The organism is Streptococcus ferus DSM 20646 (assembly GCF_000372425.1).
GTDB classification, from domain to species: Bacteria; Bacillota; Bacilli; order Lactobacillales; family Streptococcaceae; genus Streptococcus; species Streptococcus ferus.
In genome coordinates this window covers 108,386-128,600 of sequence record NZ_AQVD01000001.1, presented here as the reverse complement: position 1 = coordinate 128,600, position 20,215 = coordinate 108,386, and the positions used below count along the sequence as shown (strand labels likewise).

The following is a 20,215-nucleotide window of genomic DNA, read 5'->3' as shown; positions in this document are numbered from 1 at the left end:
GCTCCTGCCCTGCTTTTTATTCTATTAAATCTGATTAGTCAAGATATTCTTTTTGCAATTCAAGAACTTCTTCAGCCGTTGCACACTCCGTAATCGCACGATTAGCGTACTCTTGCATCTTAGCCGTATCAAGTGTTTTCATCAGACTGCGTGTTCGAAGAACAGATGTTGCTGACATTGAGAACTCATCCAAGCCAAGACCAACAAGAAGAGGAACGGCCTGCTGATCACCTGCCATTTCACCACACATACCTGCCCATTTACCTTCAGCATGCGCTGCCTTGATAACGTTATTAATCAAGCGTAGGATAGATGGATTGTATGGTTGATACAAATAAGAGACTTGTTCGTTCATGCGGTCTGCGGCCATTGTGTACTGAATGAGGTCGTTGGTTCCGATAGAGAAGAAATCAACTTCCTTAGCAAACTGATCTGCTAACATGGCAGCCGCTGGGATCTCAATCATAATCCCAACCTGAATATCGTCAGCCACGGCAATTCCTTCTGCCTTAAGCTTAGCTTTTTCTTCATCAAAGACAGCCTTAGCCTTACGGAATTCATGCACAAGCGCAACCATAGGGAACATGATGCGTAACTGACCATGAACAGACGCACGGAGAAGCGCACGAATCTGAGTGCGGAACATAGCATCTCCTGTCTCTGAAATGGAGATACGCAGGGCACGGAAACCAAGGAAAGGATTCATTTCTTTTGGAAGGTCGAAGTAAGGAAGTTCCTTATCACCGCCGATATCCATTGTCCGAACCACAACTGGTTTGCCGTTCATCCCTTCAAGAACAGCTTTGTAAGCTTCATACTGCTCATCTTCTGTTGGGAAATCTTGAGAATCCATATAGAGGAATTCTGTCCGATAAAGGCCAACCGCTTCGGCACCATTATCGTTAACACCTTCAACATCTTTGGGTGTTCCGATATTAGCCGCCAATTCAAAATGTTTTCCATCTGCTGTAACGGTTTTAGCGTCTTTCAAGAGAGCCCATTCCGCTTTTTGCTTTGCATAAGCCTGACCGGCAGCCTTAAAGTCTGCAATTTCTTGCTCTGACGGGTTAATGATAACATCTCCTGTGATACCATTGACCGCTAAAATGTCTCCGTCTTTAACTAATTCGGTAATATTATTAGTTCCCAAAACGGCTGCAATTTCAAGTGTACGAGCCATGATAGCAGAGTGGCTGGTACGCCCTCCGATATTGGTTACAAAAGCTTTGACAAAGTTCTTGTCCAACTGAGCTGTATCAGAAGGGGTCAAATCATGAGCCACTACAATAGACTCTTCATCAATGGCAGCTGGGTTTGGTAATTTAACACCAAGCAGGTTAGCCAAAACACGTTTAGCCACATCGCGGATATCTGCTGCCCGCTCTTGCATATATGGGTTATCTTCCATATTTTCAAAGAGGGTCACAAACATATCTGTGACTTCTTTGAGACCAGATTCGGCATTTACTTGTTTGGCACGAATCGTTTCTTTAATCTGACCAATCATTTCCGGGTCAGCGAGAACCATTAAGTGAGCATCAAATACGGCTGCTGCTTCCTCTCCTAACGTACCTACTGCCTTTTCACGGATAAGAGAAAGCTCGTTTTGTGAAGCTTCTAGAGCTGCATCCAAACGAGCTTCTTCTGCATTTGTATCTGTAACTGAAACAGTTTCAAATGACAAATCCGGTTGGACTAGTAGATATGCTTTTGCAACAGCAACACCATCAGATGCCGCAATTCCTTTAAGCATTTCTGTCATATTTAAGCCAATCCTTCTTTTGTCATTGTTTCTTCGATAGCTGCAAGCGCATCATCAGCATCTGCACCTTCTGCTGAAATGGTAACATCTGCACCTTGACCAACACCTAGGCTCATAACACCCATGATCGATTTAAGATTTACTGCTTTACCCTTGTAGTCTAAAGTGATGTCTGAAGCAAATTTACTAGCTGTTTGAACAAGTAAAGTAGCTGGGCGTGCGTGAATTCCTGTTTCTGCAACAATGTGAAAATCTTTTGAAGCCATAGTATGGTTCTCCTTTATAGTTGTGTTTTTTTAGGTCATCTATGATAACCCTTACAATTTTAGATTATAGCATATTGCTATTTGGTTTTCAAGGACAAAAGTCATTTTATGGAAATTTTCAAACCTTGCAAAATCTTTTTCATACACGATCGTTTCTGGCTTCAATCTTATTTTTACGCTTCTATATAAGCCAGTAATGCTCGTGAAAACTGACTGGTTTTCAATCCCTCAACTCCTGGCATTAGCTTGGCGAAATCTCCGGTAACTTTCTGATTTTCAAACGCTTTTTCAATAGCCCCTTCAATTAAATCAGCAGCCTCTGTCCAGCCCAAATAATTCAGCAGCATACAACCTGACAGCAATAGAGAACATGGATTTGCCAAATCTTGTCCGGCAATGTCCGGTGCCGTTCCGTGGGTGGCTTCAAAAATGGCATGTCCCGTCTGGTAATTGATATTGGCTCCTGGAGAGATGCCAATCCCTCCGACCTGCGCAGCCAAAGCATCGCTAGCGTAATCTCCATTTAGATTGGTTAAAGCAACCACTTCAAATCGCTCCGGGTTGAGAAGAATCTGCTGTAGAAAATTATCTGCGATAATGTCATCCACAACAAGCCGGCCATCCGCCAACTCCTGCGCATATTCTCTTTGCACGAGTTCGTAACCCCATTTACGAAAACCGCCTTCTGTAAATTTTTGAATATTCCCTTTATGAACCAGACTGACCCTGCTGCGTTTATTTTTAAGAGCATAATCAATAGCGGAGCGGATCAGACGTTCTGAACCTTCTTTGGAAATGGGTTTAATGCCAATTGCAGATGTTTCAGGGAAACGGATCTTACTTACCTTCATCTCCTCTTCTAAAAAGGCAATCACCTTATGAACAGCTTCTGTCTGGCTCTCCCATTCAATACCCGCATAGATATCCTCAGTATTTTCCCGAAAGATGGTAATATCCGTTCGTTCAGGATTTTTCAACGGACTTGGAACCCCTTGAAAATAGCGGACGGGGCGAACACACGCAAAAAGATCAAGGTCTTGACGAAGAGCCACATTTAAGGATCTAATGCCATCTCCGACAGGGGTTTCCAACGGCCCCTTAATGGCAACCAAGGCTTCTTTAATCGTCTTTACTGTCTCAGACGGCAGCCAATCACCCGTCTCGTCAAAGGCTTTCTTACCTGCAAGAACTTCTTGCCAGGTGATTTGCCGTTTCCCCTGATAAGCGACCTCAACCGCCTTGTCAAAAATCATTCTGGCACTCTTCCAGATATCCTGACCCACACCGTCACCTTCTATGAAGGGAATAATGGGATTATCGGATACCTTTAATGTCCCTGATTTAAATCGAATTTGCTCAGCCATCTTATCTCCTTTCAATCGGAATATAGGTTAAGTCTCTCAGTCCTATATACATTGAGCGAGGACGAATCAATTTATTATTTTTACGCTGCTCCTGCACATGAGCAATCCATCCAGAGACTCGACTCATGGCAAAGATAAGGGTGAAAATAGATGAGTCTATTCCCAAAACGTGGTAAACCGTCGCGGAATAAAAATCAACATTAGGAATAAGCCCCTTAGTCTCTTTCATATAAGTTTCCACCTCTTTGGACAGCTCATACCAAAGGTTGTCCTCTGTCCCTCGGGTCAACTCTCTAGCCATCTCACGCAAATACTTCTCTCTCGGATCCTGAGTCTGATAAACACGGTGGCCAAAGCCCATGATTTTTTCATTGGATGCCAGTTTTTCCTGAAGATAAGTGACTGTATCACCATGGTCTCGAATATCCTGAAGCATATCAAACACACGCTCATTGGCCCCTCCGTGAAGAGGGCCCTTTAGGGTGCCGATAGCTGCCGTAACGCAAGAGTATATATCTGACAAAGTGGAAGCGCAAACTCTGGCTGCAAATGTGGAAGCGTTAAGCTCATGATCTGCATGTAAAACCAAGGCCCTGTTCATGGCTAAGACTTCCAATTCTGTCGGCTCCTTGCCATTGAGCATATATAAAAAGTTAGCTGCAAAGCCTAAATCCTCTCGCGGTTCAACTGGACTGAGTCCTTGTCTTAGACGCATAAAGGTGGCGATAATGGTGGGTATTTTAGCCATCAGCTGAATACTCTGTTCGTAGGTAGCTTCCACCGAGCTCTCTTCCGCGTTGACATTGTAAACCCCCAATAGGCTGACAGTTGAGCGCAGCACACTCATGGGGTGCAGGTGCTTTCGCGACTGAATCAAGATACATTGCTCTACAGCATCACTAATCGCATAATTTTTTCGCAATTCCTTTTCAAAATAGTTTAATTCAATTTCAGTTGGAAGATGGAGGTTCCACAAGAGATAGATAACTTCTTCAAAGCGAGCCCTATTATCCATCAATTCTGAAATGTCATAGCCTGCATAGGATAATCTATCATCTTCAATAGCACTGATTCTTGTCTCACAAGCAATGGTGTCTTTTAAACCCTTCGTATCTGTCATACTCCGCCTCCCTTTAATTTCTTTCTGACGACCATTGGCAAGATGCCGCCGTTCTGGTAATAACGAATGTCTGCGTCTGCGTCAAACCTCAAGAGTGCCTTAAACACTTTCTGCCCTTTGTCAGACTTAGCCATTATGCGAACAAGAGCTCCCACTTTTGGCTCTTCCGGCAGATCAATCGAATAGGTCTCATACCCCGTCAAGCCCAAAGTCTCTGCATTCTCGCCTTCTAAATACTGTAATGGAAGCACACCCATCATCACAAGGTTTGATCGATGAATTCTCTCAAAACTTTCTGCCAGAACGGCCTTAACGCCCAGCAAACTAGCCCCTTTAGCTGCCCAATCGCGGCTGGACCCCATGCCATAGTCTTTTCCAGCTAAAACAAGGGTTCCTTGATTAGCCTCTTTATAACGCATGGCAGCTTCATAGATTGGCAGGAGTTGGTCCTTGTATTTGGTATATCCGCCAATTTTACCATCGGCTAGATCATTTTTAATCCGAATATTAGCAAAAGTGCCCCGCATCATGACTTGATGATTGCCTCGTCGGCTGCCATAAGAATTGAACTCTTGGTAATCCACTCCATTGTCTTCCAAGTATTTGGCTGCCGGACCGTTCTTGGCAATATTACCTGCTGGTGAGATGTGATCTGTTGTCACAGAATCACCAAATTTAGCTAAAACCGCCAGATCTAATAAAGCACTGGGTTGATCTTCATTTGACAAAGTATCAAAATAAGGGGGATTTTGAATATAGGTCGACGAAGGATTCCAGTGATAATTCTGTGATTTCTCCGTTGGAATCTGATTCCATTTCGCACTCTCTGAAAAGACATGGGCATACTCGTCTTTGAAAAGATCACTGGTCACATAGCGATCAATATAAGCCTGAACCTGATCGCTGGTCGGCATAAGATCATCCAAATAGACAGCTTCACCTTTATCATCAAAACCAAGCGGCTCTGTCAGCAAATCAATAGACATATTGCCAGCCAAAGCGTAGGCTACTACCAGTGGCGGGCTTGCCAGAAAATTAGCCTTGACCAAAGGATTAACACGGCCTTCAAAATTACGATTCCCTGAAAGGACGGCACTAACCAGCAGATCCTCCTCCTGAATCGCTTGAGCCACTTCTGCTGGCAGATCTCCGGAATTACCAATACAGGTCGTACAGCCATAACCCACCAGATTAAAGCCGAGCTGATCCAGATAGGTCTGCAGGCCACTATTTTGCAAATAAGCCGTAACAACTTTAGAACCCGGTGCTAAAGAAGTTTTAACGGTCTTAGCGACACGCAGACCCCGTTCAACGGCATTCTTGGCTAAAAGTCCGGCTGCTATCAGGACGTAGGGATTGGACGTATTGGTACAGGAAGTGATTGCTGCGATGGCCACATGCCCTGTTTTAATCGTCACCTCCTCATCGCCATAGCTGACGGTTGCCTCTTTTTCATATTCACTTGGATCAAGACCAAAACCGCGGACACCCGCCTCTCTGACTAAACTATCCTGAAATTCTTTCTTAGCATTTTCCAGTTCAATCAAATCCTGAGGTCGTTTCGGTCCAGAAATGGAGGGTTTGATTGTAGATAAATCTATATCCACCACCTTTGTATAAGTAGCTTCTTTATCGGGGTTGTAAAACAGATGATTCTGCTTAGCATAGGCTTCCGTCAATGCAATGTGCTGGCGGGAACGATTAGTCAGCTCCATATACTTCAGCGTCTCAGCATCAATAGGGAAATAACCACAAGTGGCTCCATATTCTGGTGCCATGTTCGCAACAGTTGCTCGATCCGCCAGAGATAAGGTTCCCAGTCCGGGACCAAAATACTCTACAAACTTACCGACAACATTTTCTTGTCGGAGGACTTGAGTGACTTTAAGGGCTAGATCAGTAGCAGTTGCAACTTTAGGAAGCTGACCGATCAGGCGAACCCCGATTACTTCCGGAACAGGAAAGTAAGAGGCTTCCCCCAGCATGGCAGCTTCTGCTTCAATACCGCCGACACCCCAGCCTAAAACCCCGATACCATTAATCATAGTTGTATGGCTGTCTGTTCCAAACATAGAATCTGGATATAGCAGGCCATCTTTTTCAATAATGACATCCGACAGAAATTCAATGTTCACTTGATGGATGATTCCAGTCGCCGGCGGAACGGCTCGGTAATTTTCAAAGGAAGATTCTGCCCATTTCAAAAACTCATAGCGTTCATTATTTCGCTTAAATTCAAGCTCAATATTCTGCTCCAAAGCCTCGCTAGTCCCAAAAAAGTCAACTTGTACACTATGATCAATAACAAGGTCAACAGGGATTTCTGGATTGATTAAGTCAGGATTGCCACCCTGTGCCACAATCGCATCACGCATAGAAGCCAAATCTACAACTACGGGAACTCCGGTGAAATCCTGTAAAATAACACGGCTGGGTTTGAAAGGAACCTCTCCTTGAGGGTTATGTGCTGCATAGGCCAGCAAGGCCGCTATGTGCTGTTCATTAATGTCAATACCATCCGATTTTCGCAATAAACTTTCAATCAAAATCCGAATGGTATAAGGAAGTTTGTCAATATCGACATGATGAAGCTGAGCAGCTTTTTCAAGATCAAAATAAGTGTATTCTTGCCGATCCAATAAAAAAGAAGATGTGTAGTTGGTCATAGGAAGCTCCTTTTCTTATAGTCTTTTAATTATATAATTTTCTGAATCTTCTATCAAGCATAGACCGCAAATCCATGTCAGAAAACCTTACATTTTGATGTAAGTGAGATGTGAAAACTTATTTTCACAATATCTTGTGGTTGTAAAAATGATGAAACACAATATTTTGTGTTTTTTAAGTTCAATTCACTTGCTTTTTTCCTTTTTTTCGGCTATCCTATTATGGTGACTAAAACGAAAATCAACTGAGGAGATTAAAATGGCTAAGATTACTGTTTTTTCAAAAAATAATTGCATGCAGTGTAAGATGACTAAAAAATTCTTGGAGCAAAACGGTGCTGATTTTGAAGAAATTAACATTGATGAGCAACCTGATAAAATTGACTATGTGAAAGGGTTGGGATTCACCGCTGCTCCTGTCATTGAAGCAGGTGAAACTGTTTTTTCAGGCTTCCAGCCAAATAAGTTAAAAGCAATCATCTAAATATAAGCAAACTAAAAACTCCTTCTTTAATTAGAAAGAGTTTCTTCTATGCTAATCACTAGAAAATGACAAAGGATTGATTATATGAGTCTTAAAAATCTCGGCGATATTTCATATTTTCGCCTCAATAACGAAATCAACCGCCCTGTTGATGGGCAAATCCCGCTCCATAAAGACAAGGAGGCACTCAAAGCCTTCTTCGAGGAAAATGTTCTGCCAAATACAAAACCTTTCGATAGCATTACTGATAAAATTCAATTCCTGATTGATCACGACTATATTGAAGCGGCCTTTATTGGAAAATACAGACCTGAATTTATTGAAGAACTCATGGCTGAGCTCAAGGCCGCTGATTTTCATTTTCAATCGTTCATGGCAGCCTATAAATTCTACCAGCAATATGCCTTGAAAACAAATGATGGCGAGGCTTACCTAGAAGGTATCGAAGAGCGTGTCCTTTTCAATGCCCTTTATTTTGCTGACGGCAATGAGGACTTGGCCCGTGATCTTGCTCAAGAAATGATTAGCCAGCGCTATCAGCCTGCAACCCCAAGTTTCCTAAACGCAGGGCGCAGCCGCCGCGGTGAACTCGTTTCCTGCTTCCTGATTCAGGTAACAGATGATATGAATGCAATCGGCCGTTCTATCAATTCCGCTCTGCAGCTGTCTCGTATCGGCGGCGGTGTCGGCATTTCTCTCAGCAATCTCCGTGAAGCTGGAGCCCCTATTAAAGGCTTCGCCGGCGCTGCTTCTGGCGTTGTTCCTGTCATGAAACTCTTTGAAGACAGCTTCTCTTACTCTAACCAGCTCGGTCAACGGCAGGGCGCTGGAGTGGTTTACTTGGATGTCTTCCATCCCGATATTCTTTCTTTCTTATCCACTAAGAAAGAAAATGCGGATGAGAAGGTACGGGTTAAGACGCTTTCTCTAGGGGTAACCATTCCTGATAAGTTTTACGAATTGGCACGTAATAATGAGGATATGTACCTTTTCAGTCCTTACACTATTGAAAAAGAATACGGGGTGCCTTACAACTACATCAATATCAGTGACAAGTATGATGAATTGGTGGCTAATCCGAACATTACAAAAACCAAAATCCGAGCGCGTGATTTAGAAACGGAAATCTCTAAATTACAGCAGGAATCAGGCTATCCTTATGTCATCAATATTGATACCGCCAACCGAGCCAACCCTGTTGATGGCCGTATCGTCATGAGCAACCTCTGCTCTGAGATTCTGCAGATTCAAAAACCGAGTGAAATCAATGATGCTCAGGAATTTGTGACAATGGGAATGGACATTTCATGTAACCTAGGGTCAACCAACGTGGTTAATATGATGACATCTCCTGATTTTGGAAAATCCATTGCTGCCATGACACGTGCCCTGACCTTTGTAACCGATTCTTCAAATATTGAAGCGGTTCCAACCATTAAACACGGCAACGCCCAAGCACATACTTTTGGACTTGGTGCCATGGGACTGCATTCTTATCTGGCTAAAAATCATATCGAGTACGGCAGTCCGGAGTCAATCGAATTTACAGATATCTATTTCATGTTGCTCAATTATTGGACGCTGGTTGAGTCAAACCATATTGCCCGTGAACGTCAAGAAACCTTTGCTGATTTTGGGCAATCAAAATATGCAGACGGCACATACTTTGATAAATATGTTACCGGCCAGTTTGTGCCAAAGTCAGAGCGTGTTAAAGAACTCTTTGCGGATCACTTTATCCCGCAGGCAGAAGATTGGGAAGCCCTCCGTCAGGCGGTCATGAAAGACGGTCTCTATCACCAAAACCGTCTGGCAGTCGCTCCGAACGGCTCTATCTCATATATCAATGATGTTTCTGCTAGCATTCACCCTATTACACAACGTATTGAAGAACGCCAAGAGAAAAAAATCGGTAAGATTTACTACCCTGCTCATGCCCTCTCCACTGATACCATCCCCTATTACAAATCGGCCTATGATATGGATATGCGCAAGGTCATTGATGTCTATGCCGCGGCAACTGAACATGTTGACCAAGGCCTCTCATTAACACTCTTTATGCGCAGCGAGATTCCGCAAGGTATCTACGAATGGAAGACAGAAAACAAACAAACCACACGTGATCTCTCTATTCTCCGTAATTATGCCTTTAATAAGGGAATTAAATCAATCTACTATATCCGCACCTTTACTGATGACGGCGACGAAGTTGGTGCTAACCAATGTGAATCCTGCGTCATTTAACGAGGAAAAGCTAACTTTATCCTCTCAGACAACTCTATTTAGGAGATATCGAATGACAACCTACTACGAAGCGATAAACTGGAATGCCATTGAAGATGTCATTGACAAGTCAACTTGGGAAAAGCTGACCGAACAATTCTGGCTGGATACCCGTATCCCTCTATCAAATGACTTGGACGACTGGCGTAAGCTATCCGATCAAGAAAAAGATCTCGTCGGAAAAGTCTTTGGCGGTCTGACACTGCTTGATACCATGCAGTCCGAATCAGGTATTGAGGCGATCCGCGGCGATGTGCGGACTCCCCATGAAGAAGCTGTGTTAAACAACATTCAATTCATGGAATCCGTTCACGCCAAGTCCTACTCCTCCATCTTTTCAACCCTCAACACTAAATCTGAGATTGAAGAGATTTTTGAGTGGACAAACAATAACGAATACCTTCAAAAGAAGGCTCAGATTATCAATGATATTTATGAAAATGGAGATGCTCTTCAAAAGAAAGTGGCCTCTACTTTCCTTGAAACCTTCCTGTTTTATTCCGGTTTCTTTACCCCTCTTTACTATCTTGGTAACAATAAGTTGGCCAATGTTGCCGAAATTATCAAGCTGATTATCCGCGATGAGTCTGTTCACGGAACCTATATTGGCTATAAATTCCAACTTGGCTTTAACGAACTTTCTGAAAAAGAACAAGACCAGTTCCGTGACTGGATGTATGATCTTCTTTATCAACTCTATGAAAACGAAGAATTATACACCCAAACACTCTATGATTCTGTTGGCTGGACCGATGAGGTCATGACCTTCCTCCGCTACAATGCCAACAAGGCTCTGATGAACCTGGGACAAGACCCCCTTTTCCCTGATACTGCCAACGATGTCAACCCAATCGTGATGAATGGTATTTCAACTGGAACCAGCAACCATGATTTCTTCAGTCAGGTTGGAAACGGCTACCTGCTCGGAACCGTTGAAGCCATGACAGATGATGACTATCTTTACGGCCTTTAGGCCAATTATAACCACCCGTCAAACGGGTGGTTTATTTGTCTCGTACCAAAGGATGCGAGAAGGACTAAAAGTCACATAATCATAAAAACCACTGATGCCTTTCTCTTCATCAGTGGTTTTCTTCTACTTCTCTTTTCACCAGAAGAGCTTCCTCCGGTTTATCGGTAATAATGGCCTGAACACCGCCTTTAATCGCCTTTTTCATGTCTGATGTCTTATTGACAGTCCACAAACGAAGGGGTTTCAAGAGAGAAAGGTCTCTTTTCTTGCCCAAGAAAAGGGAACGATGCGGATGAACAGCCCCGATAAAAGGACTCTTTCCTGCCAACCAGAGATGAAAAGACTGATCCTTCATCAAATAGGCTAATTCAATTCCTGGGTCATGCTTTCGCATAAGATAAAGGCTAAAAAGATTAAAACTGGAGTACATATAGCTAAAAGAGACCTTTTTGCGATGCATTAGTCTGGCAATCTGTTTCTCAATCTTAGGGTAGGGATACTTATCCGTTTTGATTTCAATATTGAGCAGGCCTTGGAAGCCTTTTTCTTCCAAAAAATCAATCACTTCCCCCAAAGTTGACACACGTTCACGAAAGTACTGGGGATGAAACCAAGAACCAGCATCCAAAGACCTGATTTGTTCCAAGGTCAACTTGCGGACCAGTCCGCTCCCGTTAGTCGTACGGTCCACACTTTCGTCGTGAATGACGACTAGGTGTCCGTCTCTCGTTCGATGAACGTCTAATTCGATACCGTCAGTACCGACACGAATGGCTTCCGCAAAGGAAGCCAGAGTATTTTCAGGCCGATTGCTTTTACTTCCTCGGTGGGCAATTATTTGAGTCATCATTCCTCTGTCTCTTACTGTTAGTCTGTTATTATTATAGCCTAAAGTCTTTCTAAAAAATAGAGGATTGACTTAGAAAATGATAAATCCTGACCGATATTCTCAAAGTTTACTTGCAGCTGCCTGATCGGCAATAATAATAAGGTCCTCGTGCTTCTGTAAAATACTGGCTGGCAAATCTTCCGTTATTGGTCCTTTGACCATTGCAGCAAGAGCATCTGCTTTATCCTGACCAAAAGCCATCAGCACGATTCGTTTTGCAGCCATAATAGAGGCAATGCCCATTGAAAGCGCCTGTTTCGGAACTTGAGAAACTTCCTCGAAGAAACGGCTATTGGCTTCAATGGTTGAAGGAGCTAGGTCAACAAGATGCGTCTGGCTATCAAAAGATGTTCCTGGCTCATTAAAGCCGATGTGACCATTACGGCCAATACCCAGAATTTGAAAATCAATCGGATACCTTTGAAGCAAATCATTGTAGCGATGACACTCTGCCGTCAAATCGGCAGCCAAGCCATTGGGTAAAAAACTCGCTTTAAAAGGCTTAGCGGCAAACAATTCTTTCTGCATAAAATAAGCATAAGACTGCGGATCGTCAGCTGATAATCCCACATACTCATCTAGGTTGATGGAGGTTATTTGAGAAAAATCCATAGAAGAATCTTTGATGGCCTGATAAAAAGGCAGAGGCGTGCTGCCTGTTGCCAGACCTAGTGTTTTAGCGCCAGAAGCCAGCTTTTCTTCCAAAAGTTCTAAGGCTATTTTTCCTGCTTCTTCTTTTGATGTGACAGTGATCATTTTCATCCTTATATCTCCTTTTATTGGTCTATACCTGATTTACTTTTATTATATGGTCTATACCAATTTTTGTCAAGAAAAAAATCTAAAAAATGGTATAATAGTTAGGCTAGAAAAGAGGATTTATGAATACAAACGATTTTGATTTTGCCTTACCGGAAGAGCTGATTGCGCAAACGCCCCTTGAACAGCGTGATGCTTCTAAGCTCCTGATTATCGATCGCGCGAAGCAAACCATGAGCGACAGCCACTTTGATCATATTATCGATGAGCTAGAAGCTGGAGATGCGCTGGTCATGAATAATACCCGTGTCCTTCCTGCCCGCCTCTACGGACAGAAAGCTGAAACTCTGGGCCATGTAGAACTTCTCCTTCTAAAAAATACTCAGGCCGATCAATGGGAGGTTCTGGCTAAGCCAGCTAAACGGCTAAAAGTCGGCAGTCAGATTCTTTTCGGTGACGGCCGTCTAAAGGCAACCGTCCTTGAAGAATTGGACCATGGTGGACGAATTGTAGACTTTTCCTATGACGGTATTTTCCTAGAGGTTTTAGAAAGCCTGGGCGAGATGCCGTTACCGCCTTATATTCATGAAAAACTAGAAGATAAGGAACGTTACCAAACCGTTTATGCTAAAGAAAACGGCTCTGCCGCTGCTCCGACTGCCGGCCTTCATTTCACGACAGATTTGCTTGACAGAATACAGGCTAAAGGCGTTAAACTGGTTTACCTGACCCTTCATGTCGGTTTAGGAACCTTCCGACCGGTTTCTGTTGACAATGTTGACGAGCATGAGATGCACTCTGAATTTTATAGCCTCTCAGAGGAAGCGGCACAAACCTTAAATGCCGTCAAGCGGTCCGGAGGACGAATTGTTGCAGTTGGAACCACTTCTATCCGAACACTTGAAACCATTGGTCATAAATTCAACGGCAAACTAGAAGCCGATTCAGGCTGGACTAATATTTTTATCAAGCCGGGCTACCAGTTTAAAATTGTAGATGCCTTTTCGACGAACTTCCATTTACCAAAATCGACACTTGTCATGCTGGTGGCTGCCTTTGCAGGTCGAGAATTTGTCTTGGAAGCCTATAAACATGCCGTCCAAGAAAAGTACCGCTTTTTCAGCTTTGGCGATGCCATGTTTATCAAATAAAAAACCTGACAATGTACTGATGATCCCAAAATTGGAGAAACAATTATGGTAAGGATTGGACTTGGTATTAATAAAGTGGGCACAAAAATAAGATATTAGTGATTATTTTTCAAACTCTACTAGTGATTGATAGCCTAAAGCAGAATGGAGATATTTAGGATTGTAATAGGCTTCAAGATATTTAAAGATTTCAAGTTGAGCTTGCCCAATGGTTGCAAAATTAGCATCATTGACAAGCTCCCTTTTTAATGTTTTGTAAAAAGAATCCATGAGCGTATTATCGTATGGATTACCTTTTCTGATCGTACTAGACTGACATTTTTCTGCCTGGTAGTTCTTGAAATCGTACTCCAACATATTAAAACCTCTAATCGGTAGACGATTAGTCCTTCTTCGGGTCTTTCTCTGTGGTAAGCTTATTTGAAGGCATCTTTAGCATTTCTTTGAAAATATTGATTCATTAAATTTGGTCGTATTAGCGCAGAATGCCTGCGGTTAGCAAACTGAAATTTTATTGCTGGTTTAGCTTCAAGAAAATCCGGAACTTTTTAGAAGAGCTAACTCTCCTTGTAATGTTTGTTCTCTTTTTTCGAATTTTTTCATCTCAAATTGGGCATAACTAAATACACTCCCATGTCCTAGAAGCCTACTTCCCCCATATTTTTTGTATTCTTGAACCTAGCGATCAAACTACTGGAATGAATTCCTGAATTTGATCTAACCATTTTTTACAGGCTGCTCTTCCTCAAGAACGAGTTTTACAGCAGATGTTTGAACGCCTTGTCAAATACTTTTCTTGATAAATCAAACCCATTCGTTAGATTTTGTGTCTAACTTTTTTGGGGATAGTACAAAGGTTTTTTATTATAATCTTTCCTTATAAAAACCGACCGTCCTCTTCCATGAATCATTACTCTCATTCATGATCTCTTTCCATGATCTTTTAGAGTAACGATGATTCGGTTGATAAGCAATTGTCATCATATGGCCACAACTATTATAAATTAACTTTTCATGGTAAAAAGGAAAACGGTATTTCTTCAATCGCTTTTCAATATTTTGAGATGATAATTCAGCATCCCAGACCTCATCTCTTTTTGAAGCAATTTGTAAAATTGGCCCACTTAAATATTCTGCCGCTATATCATACTCTAAATAAGCTTGCCGTTCCCTCCTCCATCCTATTTTCTGAAAGATTAAATCTCTAAACTTGAATGGTCTATAAGGAATTTCCTTAGTCTGTAAGGTCCATGTTGAGGTTTTAGAATTACGCCATCGATTCAATCCTTCCAAAACTTGTGATGAGGGGGAATTCAATACTAAGCATTTTATTTCTTTAAAGTAAGTTCCTGCTAATAGTGCCATTTCTGCTCCTTTCGAACGGCCATAGATTCCAATTCTATCAGAATCAATATGGGGATTCTTCTTTAAAGCATCAATAGTCTCTTTTACAACCTCCAAAGGAATCTTTTGTAAGTATTGGGGGAGCCCCTCTAAAGCAAAATAAGCAACCGCTATTGTTGCAAAACCATGATTGGCAAGGACTTGAGCAATATTTTGTGCTTTTTCTATTCTCCCTTCACTTCCACTCAGAACAATAATTGCAGGTAGTTTCCTGTTACTCGATATGTAAAATAGTCTAGCAAAAGCGTGTTCTAAACGAATTTCTTTAGAGATGACATTCGGAAGTTGATAGTATCGTTTAAATAACCTATTTCCAATCAATTCTTTGTTCTGAAAAACTTCTATTTTGACTAAAACATCTTTAGATAAAGGTATTTCAGAAAAATCGTTAGACAGTTGTGACTTTATCAATTTTTCTGGATGACAATTAAAATATAAGTCCATACTTGATTTAATTTCACCATATTTTGATAAACCTATTGACGTTTCTAAGTTAATATTTCCGTTAGAATCCGAAACATACATAGCTTCGCATACCCAAGGAGATTTTAATGATAGTGTCATAGGTGCATTTATGCAGTAGTAATAATGAAGCGTCATCCGAACAAGAATTTCACAAGTTTTCGGGAGCTTAGTAAGTTTTATATAAAAAGGCATATCTGCACTATCACTATCACTATTTACAAGAATACTAATTTGGTTATCCATAATCCTCCTTTTATTTAAATTACTTAACAAAAAATAATGTCACCTTCTTAACCAAGGTAAATTTTTCCATACTTTTTCAATATCATCCATCAATCCTATCATATCTTCCAATAAACTTGGGGAATACCGTGTTAATATGGCTAACACTTCTTTATTTAAATAATCATCTTGTTTTTGATGTTCACGGACAACCTCTAGACCTGAAGCGGTTAATTTTAAATAAATAGATTTGGAATTCTCCGGTACCTTTTCCTTTATGAGTAAATCTTTACGCTCTAAGTTTTTAACGACTTGCGTAATAGCGCTTCTAGAAACGGAACGTTTTTCAGCAAGCCTAATTAAGTTGATTGGTTGCATCTTTGCTATTGTTACTAGAGTATGAATTTCAGTTACACTGATACTTGTGGTATTACTGATATGCTGCCTTTTAGATAAACTATCATACTGTTCAACAAAGCCTTGGAATCTTTTGTTGAATTGATTTAAAGTTTCTCGGTTCATAACAACTCCTTTTGTTAAGTATCTTAACATTTTTTTGATTTATTTAAAAGAAAAAGTTTTGACTTTCATCAAAACTTTCATTTGATGCCCATCATTTTACGCAGCTCCGGTATTTTTTGAAGCTGCGGTAAAATCAGCATGGTCATCAGAATGTGAATGGGAATTTCTAATAGTTTAATGGCCCGAGTCCCGTAAAGAACAGCTAAGGGAATACCATAGTACCAATGAAGGGCCAGCGGTACTAAGAAAAAAGTAGACAATGCCATATTCACACCTGTGGCTAAAGTCACATAGGCCCAATCCTTCTTATTTTGCCAGTGAATCTCCTTGCGGTAGAAAAAATAGCCGTAGATAAAACCTTGAAGGGCCTCAATCAAGGTAAACCAAATAATAAAGTCACCTTTCCCAGATAAGAAGAAAGAAATAAGATCCCAGAAACCAAAAACAATAAAGGATAGAATTGGTCCTGCAATGCTTCCAATCACCGTATTGGCAATGAAGGTGGGGCTCACTTGAAGCAGCTTGGTACCAAAGCTGAACTTACCTAAGATAAAGTTAATTGCCAAAAGAACGGCAATAGCTGTCATCAAGCGTAGGGTTAATTGGGGTGTTTTGTTTTTCATAAGGGCTCCTTTAGATAAAATCGGAGCTGCCAAAAAGAATTTTCGACAGCGGATGCAATGATTTACCGCGCTTTGAGCTTCGTTGTGTGGCAACATCCCATCCACACACACTTAACGCAAATCATCTACTCTGTGCAAATTGCTTTGCCTGTCTAGTGTATCATATTTCAGGAAAAACAACTAGAGGGCTATTGAAAGTTCTCACAGATGAGCGATGCAATAAAGGTTAAGAAAAAAGCCCACTCCTTGTTTGAGTTGGACTTCTTCTTAGCTTATGGATTTTGATTGACGCGGTGCCATTCGTTGATGACATAGGCAATCTGAGTCAGTTCTGTATAGCCAAGACCATTAATCTCATCGTTTTCAGGTGTTTTACCACCCAATCCCGCTGTATAAAGAGCGATGAGGTAAGGGGTCTGTTCATAAACAATCGCATCCACATTGAGCGCCTCTCGAACATAGCCCGGCTTTTGGCGAATATCGAGATCTGGCAAATAAGTTTCATAGTAGAGACCTGGAAAAGACACTCCTAAGAAATCCAGGATATCCGCATATTTTTCCTGATTTTTCCATAAATGATCTAAAACCTGAATATAGTAGTCTGTTGTTGTTTTATTGCCGTTTTGGTCAATGGTTTTAATCTCTCCCTTGGACTGTCCGTAGCGTTTAAACAGGGTATAAACCTTGTCAAAACCGCCCAAAGCATTGGCCATGGCATAGGCCGGTGTATTTTCAGAATAGACCAAAGAATACTCCTGCATCTCGGAAATCGTCATGTCATTACCAAACTGATTACGGTAAGCTTGGTATTCACCAATATACTCATAATCAATCTGCGTAATATCATAAGCCTGATCCATAGATAACTGTCCCTTTTCCACAGCGTCAACAGCCAGCATATTCAAGGGGAGTTTATAGGTGGAGCCAGCCGTCATGGGCTGCGTTTCATTCATCGAAATCACCTCACCACTAGCCGTATTCTTATAAGAAAAGGCGACATTTTCATGAGGAATCCCGGCTTCATCAAGATAAGCCTGCACCACTTGAGGAAGAGATAGGTTGGCATAATCATAATGCAGCCCAATAGCATCCATGGTCTGCGCATCAGAGACCATGACAGCTTGCTTGGCCTCTGCCGACTTCGTCACAGAAACTTGACTGGTCTGACTTGTTGCGGGCTGACTAGCCTTACTGGACAGATGCTGACTCGTCTTTGACTGCGAGACAGACTGCCCCAAACTTATCTGGCCAGACTGCCACAGATACCCCAAGGTTAATAAACAGAGAGCTAATAAACTCACTAAAAAAATAATAATTTGATTCTTCTTCACTTTTTTCTCCTACTTCTTATTATAAAGGAGTAGGTCTATAATAACAAGGTATTATGTCAATAAAATAACATTTTTTACAAAAAGATTTCAATAGCTGAGATCAGCAGCAAAAAAGCCCTCTTAACAGAGGGCGGAATAGGCTTATTTAGCGGCTTGATAAAGTTCGTTAACTTTGTCCCAATTAATAATCTCAAAGAAAGCCTTAATATAGTTGGGACGCACGTTACGGTAGTTAAGGTAGTAAGCGTGTTCCCAAACATCTAGAGCCAAGATGGGTTTCAAACCTTGTGAAATTGGTGTGTCTTGATTAGCTGTTGAAACCACCTCTAACTGTCCTTCTTGATTGACAACGAGCCAAGCCCAGCCTGAACCAAAGCGTGTTGTAGCAGCCGTTGTAAAGGCCTCTTTAAACTGGTCAAAAGAACCAAAACTAGCTTCAATATCAGCCTTCAGTTCAGCTGAAATGGTTGTTTTTTCTGGTGACAGCAACTCCCAGAAAAGCGCATGATTCAGATGGCCTCCGCCATTATTAATCAAAGCCTGGCGGATATCTTCTGGAATAGACTCAACATCGGCCAACAATTTTTCTAAATCGTCACCGATTTCTGGGTGTTTTTCAAGGGCTGCATTTGCGTTAGCCACATAAGTTGCATGGTGTTTATCATGGTGGAGAGTCATTGTCTCCGCATCAATTTGAGGCTCTAGAGCATCGTATGCATATGGTAGATCTGGTAAAATAATTGCCATCGTCAAATCCTCATTTCATTTTTGATTACCTTCATCATAACGCAAAATAAGATGGCTGACAAGTAATCCGTTTATTTTTTATAAGTGGCTATTTTCAAGATAGCCAGATCAAAAAGGTAGTCTTTCTCATAGCGCCCGGTTTTTATCTGATAATCGGTGTCAATCAACTGTATCAGGCAAAATTTCAAGAAAGCTATTGACAGGGTTCGAGAATCTCGAATGGCAAATTTGATTTGATAAGGGTTGACTTTTCGTCCAAGATAGTCAGATAGACTACCGATAATCTCCTGCTCTGACTTATGCTGGCTGGACAAGATCTGAACCTGCAGGAAGGTGCGAAACTGTCCAATCATGATAGCGAGCAGTTTGACCTCATCTTCTCCCTGTAAACGCAAATCCTTTATTAAATCTTGAGCTTGGAGCATTTGACCTGTCAGCACAAGTTGCGTTAGGTCAAAGACGTTATCTTGCAAGGTCTTGGGAACAGCTTCTTCCAAATCCTTCTGACTGACCAGACCATTTTTTTTATAGGCAGAGAGGAAGGACAAGTTTTTTTGCATACTGGCAAAATCTAAATTAGACTTAATCAGAAGATTGTCAAAAACACCTTTCTCAAAACTCAGGCCCAAGTCATGGGCATACTTTTGAAAATGGGTGCGCAGATCCCTTTCTTTCAAAGCAGCAGCTTCAAAAATATGAGCGTCACGCCTGAGCAGTTTAACCAGACGCCGTTTGCCATCTAATTTCCCCGGAGCAAAAAGAATAAGCTTGGTGCTCTCAACAGGATTCTCAAGATAAGCTTCCAAACGTCTGAGTTCCTTATCCTCTAAAAAGTGTTTCTTATCACTGGTAATGTCTAAAAACTGATCAAAGATAACGATTTTTTCTTCAGCAAAAAAAGGTAGACTCTCCAGATCCCTTTCGGCCTCCTGAAAGGAATGTTCAGACAGGTCAAAATAGGAATAGGCCAAATCACTCGGATCAAAATGCAGACTTTGGAGAATCGCTTCTTTAAGCAGACTGTACTGACCCAAATCATCACCCGTTACAAGACTGACAGGAGCTAAATTTTTAGGAGTAAGCTTCTTTGCTTCATCAATTGCAATCATAGTTTTATTTTATCACAATTTTCCTAGGGATGTTAAGCGATACCGCATTTCCCTCATACAAAAACGAAGCCTAAG

The 20,215-nt window shown here is 41.6% G+C and carries 18 protein-coding genes and 1 riboswitch; of the genes, 4 read left to right on the top strand and 14 right to left on the bottom strand.

Annotation, left to right across the window (positions count from 1 at the left end; genetic code table 11):
* Positions 1 to 34: 34 nt before the first annotated feature.
* The 5 genes from ptsP to acnA form a co-directional block, all read right to left on the bottom strand.
* Entirely contained in the window at positions 35 to 1,762 is a 1,728-nt protein-coding gene (ptsP, locus tag A3GY_RS0100650) for a phosphoenolpyruvate--protein phosphotransferase (RefSeq protein WP_018029457.1), read from the bottom strand.
* Positions 1,763 to 1,764: 2 nt separating this feature from the next.
* Positions 1,765 to 2,028 (bottom strand): phosphocarrier protein HPr, encoded by a 264-nt coding sequence (locus tag A3GY_RS0100645; RefSeq protein ID WP_003064009.1) that lies wholly within the window; start codon positions 2,026 to 2,028, stop codon positions 1,765 to 1,767.
* Between the two features lie 173 nt (positions 2,029 to 2,201).
* Positions 2,202 to 3,392, bottom strand: coding sequence for an NADP-dependent isocitrate dehydrogenase (gene icd, locus A3GY_RS0100640; RefSeq protein ID WP_018029456.1), 1,191 nt, complete (start codon positions 3,390 to 3,392; stop codon positions 2,202 to 2,204).
* A 1-nt stretch (position 3,393) separates the two neighbouring features.
* Entirely contained in the window at positions 3,394 to 4,512 is a 1,119-nt protein-coding gene (locus A3GY_RS0100635) for a citrate synthase (protein ID WP_018029455.1), read from the bottom strand.
* Positions 4,509 to 7,178, bottom strand: a complete 2,670-nt coding sequence (acnA, locus tag A3GY_RS0100630) for an aconitate hydratase AcnA (protein WP_018029454.1) — start codon at positions 7,176 to 7,178, stop codon at positions 4,509 to 4,511. Before acnA ends, A3GY_RS0100635 begins: the two co-directional genes overlap by 4 nt.
* Positions 7,179 to 7,437: 259 nt before the next feature.
* Between acnA and nrdH the strand changes: the two genes are divergently transcribed.
* From nrdH to nrdF, 3 genes are all read left to right on the top strand, one after another.
* Complete coding sequence (gene nrdH / locus A3GY_RS0100625; RefSeq protein WP_018029453.1) at positions 7,438 to 7,662, top strand: glutaredoxin-like protein NrdH; 225 nt, start codon at positions 7,438 to 7,440, stop codon at positions 7,660 to 7,662.
* An 84-nt stretch (positions 7,663 to 7,746) separates the two neighbouring features.
* On the top strand, positions 7,747 to 9,906 hold the full coding sequence (gene nrdE / locus A3GY_RS09540; protein ID WP_018029452.1) for a class 1b ribonucleoside-diphosphate reductase subunit alpha: 2,160 nt from the start codon (positions 7,747 to 7,749) through the stop codon (positions 9,904 to 9,906).
* A 52-nt stretch (positions 9,907 to 9,958) separates the two neighbouring features.
* Complete coding sequence (nrdF, locus tag A3GY_RS0100610; RefSeq protein WP_018029451.1) at positions 9,959 to 10,918, top strand: class 1b ribonucleoside-diphosphate reductase subunit beta; 960 nt, start codon at positions 9,959 to 9,961, stop codon at positions 10,916 to 10,918.
* Between the two features lie 109 nt (positions 10,919 to 11,027).
* Here nrdF and A3GY_RS0100605 read toward each other — a convergent pair whose 3' ends face one another.
* Positions 11,028 to 11,765: a glycerophosphodiester phosphodiesterase gene (locus tag A3GY_RS0100605; protein ID WP_026161852.1), complete on the bottom strand. Its 738-nt coding sequence runs from the start codon at positions 11,763 to 11,765 to the stop codon at positions 11,028 to 11,030.
* A 102-nt stretch (positions 11,766 to 11,867) separates the two neighbouring features.
* Positions 11,868 to 12,569, bottom strand: coding sequence for a glucosamine-6-phosphate deaminase (gene nagB, locus A3GY_RS0100600; RefSeq protein WP_018029449.1), 702 nt, complete (start codon positions 12,567 to 12,569; stop codon positions 11,868 to 11,870).
* Positions 12,570 to 12,688: 119 nt separating this feature from the next.
* On the opposite strand from nagB, the gene queA reads away from it, so the two are divergent.
* Positions 12,689 to 13,717, top strand: a complete 1,029-nt coding sequence (gene queA, locus A3GY_RS0100595) for a tRNA preQ1(34) S-adenosylmethionine ribosyltransferase-isomerase QueA (protein ID WP_018029448.1) — start codon at positions 12,689 to 12,691, stop codon at positions 13,715 to 13,717.
* Positions 13,718 to 13,819: 102 nt separating this feature from the next.
* Here the strand turns inward: queA and A3GY_RS0100590 are convergent, their stop codons facing one another.
* From A3GY_RS0100590 to holA, 7 genes are all read right to left on the bottom strand, one after another.
* Positions 13,820 to 14,074 (bottom strand): integrase core domain-containing protein, encoded by a 255-nt coding sequence (locus A3GY_RS0100590; protein WP_081601025.1) that lies wholly within the window; start codon positions 14,072 to 14,074, stop codon positions 13,820 to 13,822.
* Between the two features lie 507 nt (positions 14,075 to 14,581).
* Entirely contained in the window at positions 14,582 to 15,829 is a 1,248-nt protein-coding gene (locus tag A3GY_RS0100585; protein ID WP_018029447.1) for an acyl-CoA thioester hydrolase/BAAT C-terminal domain-containing protein, read from the bottom strand.
* Positions 15,830 to 15,868: 39 nt separating this feature from the next.
* Positions 15,869 to 16,330, bottom strand: coding sequence for a MarR family winged helix-turn-helix transcriptional regulator (locus tag A3GY_RS0100580; RefSeq protein ID WP_018029446.1), 462 nt, complete (start codon positions 16,328 to 16,330; stop codon positions 15,869 to 15,871).
* Positions 16,331 to 16,407: 77 nt separating this feature from the next.
* Positions 16,408 to 16,953, bottom strand: a complete 546-nt coding sequence (locus tag A3GY_RS0100575; protein ID WP_018029445.1) for a folate family ECF transporter S component — start codon at positions 16,951 to 16,953, stop codon at positions 16,408 to 16,410.
* 44 nt (positions 16,954 to 16,997) lie between these two features.
* A riboswitch (THF riboswitch) is annotated at positions 16,998 to 17,088 on the bottom strand.
* A gap of 137 nt (positions 17,089 to 17,225) precedes the next feature.
* Positions 17,226 to 18,152, bottom strand: coding sequence for a serine hydrolase (locus A3GY_RS0100570; protein ID WP_408641235.1), 927 nt, complete (start codon positions 18,150 to 18,152; stop codon positions 17,226 to 17,228).
* A gap of 273 nt (positions 18,153 to 18,425) precedes the next feature.
* On the bottom strand, positions 18,426 to 19,031 hold the full coding sequence (sodA, locus tag A3GY_RS0100565) for a superoxide dismutase SodA (protein WP_018029443.1): 606 nt from the start codon (positions 19,029 to 19,031) through the stop codon (positions 18,426 to 18,428).
* A 71-nt stretch (positions 19,032 to 19,102) separates the two neighbouring features.
* Positions 19,103 to 20,140 (bottom strand): DNA polymerase III subunit delta, encoded by a 1,038-nt coding sequence (holA, locus tag A3GY_RS0100560; RefSeq protein WP_018029442.1) that lies wholly within the window; start codon positions 20,138 to 20,140, stop codon positions 19,103 to 19,105.
* Positions 20,141 to 20,215: the final 75 nt, after the last annotated feature.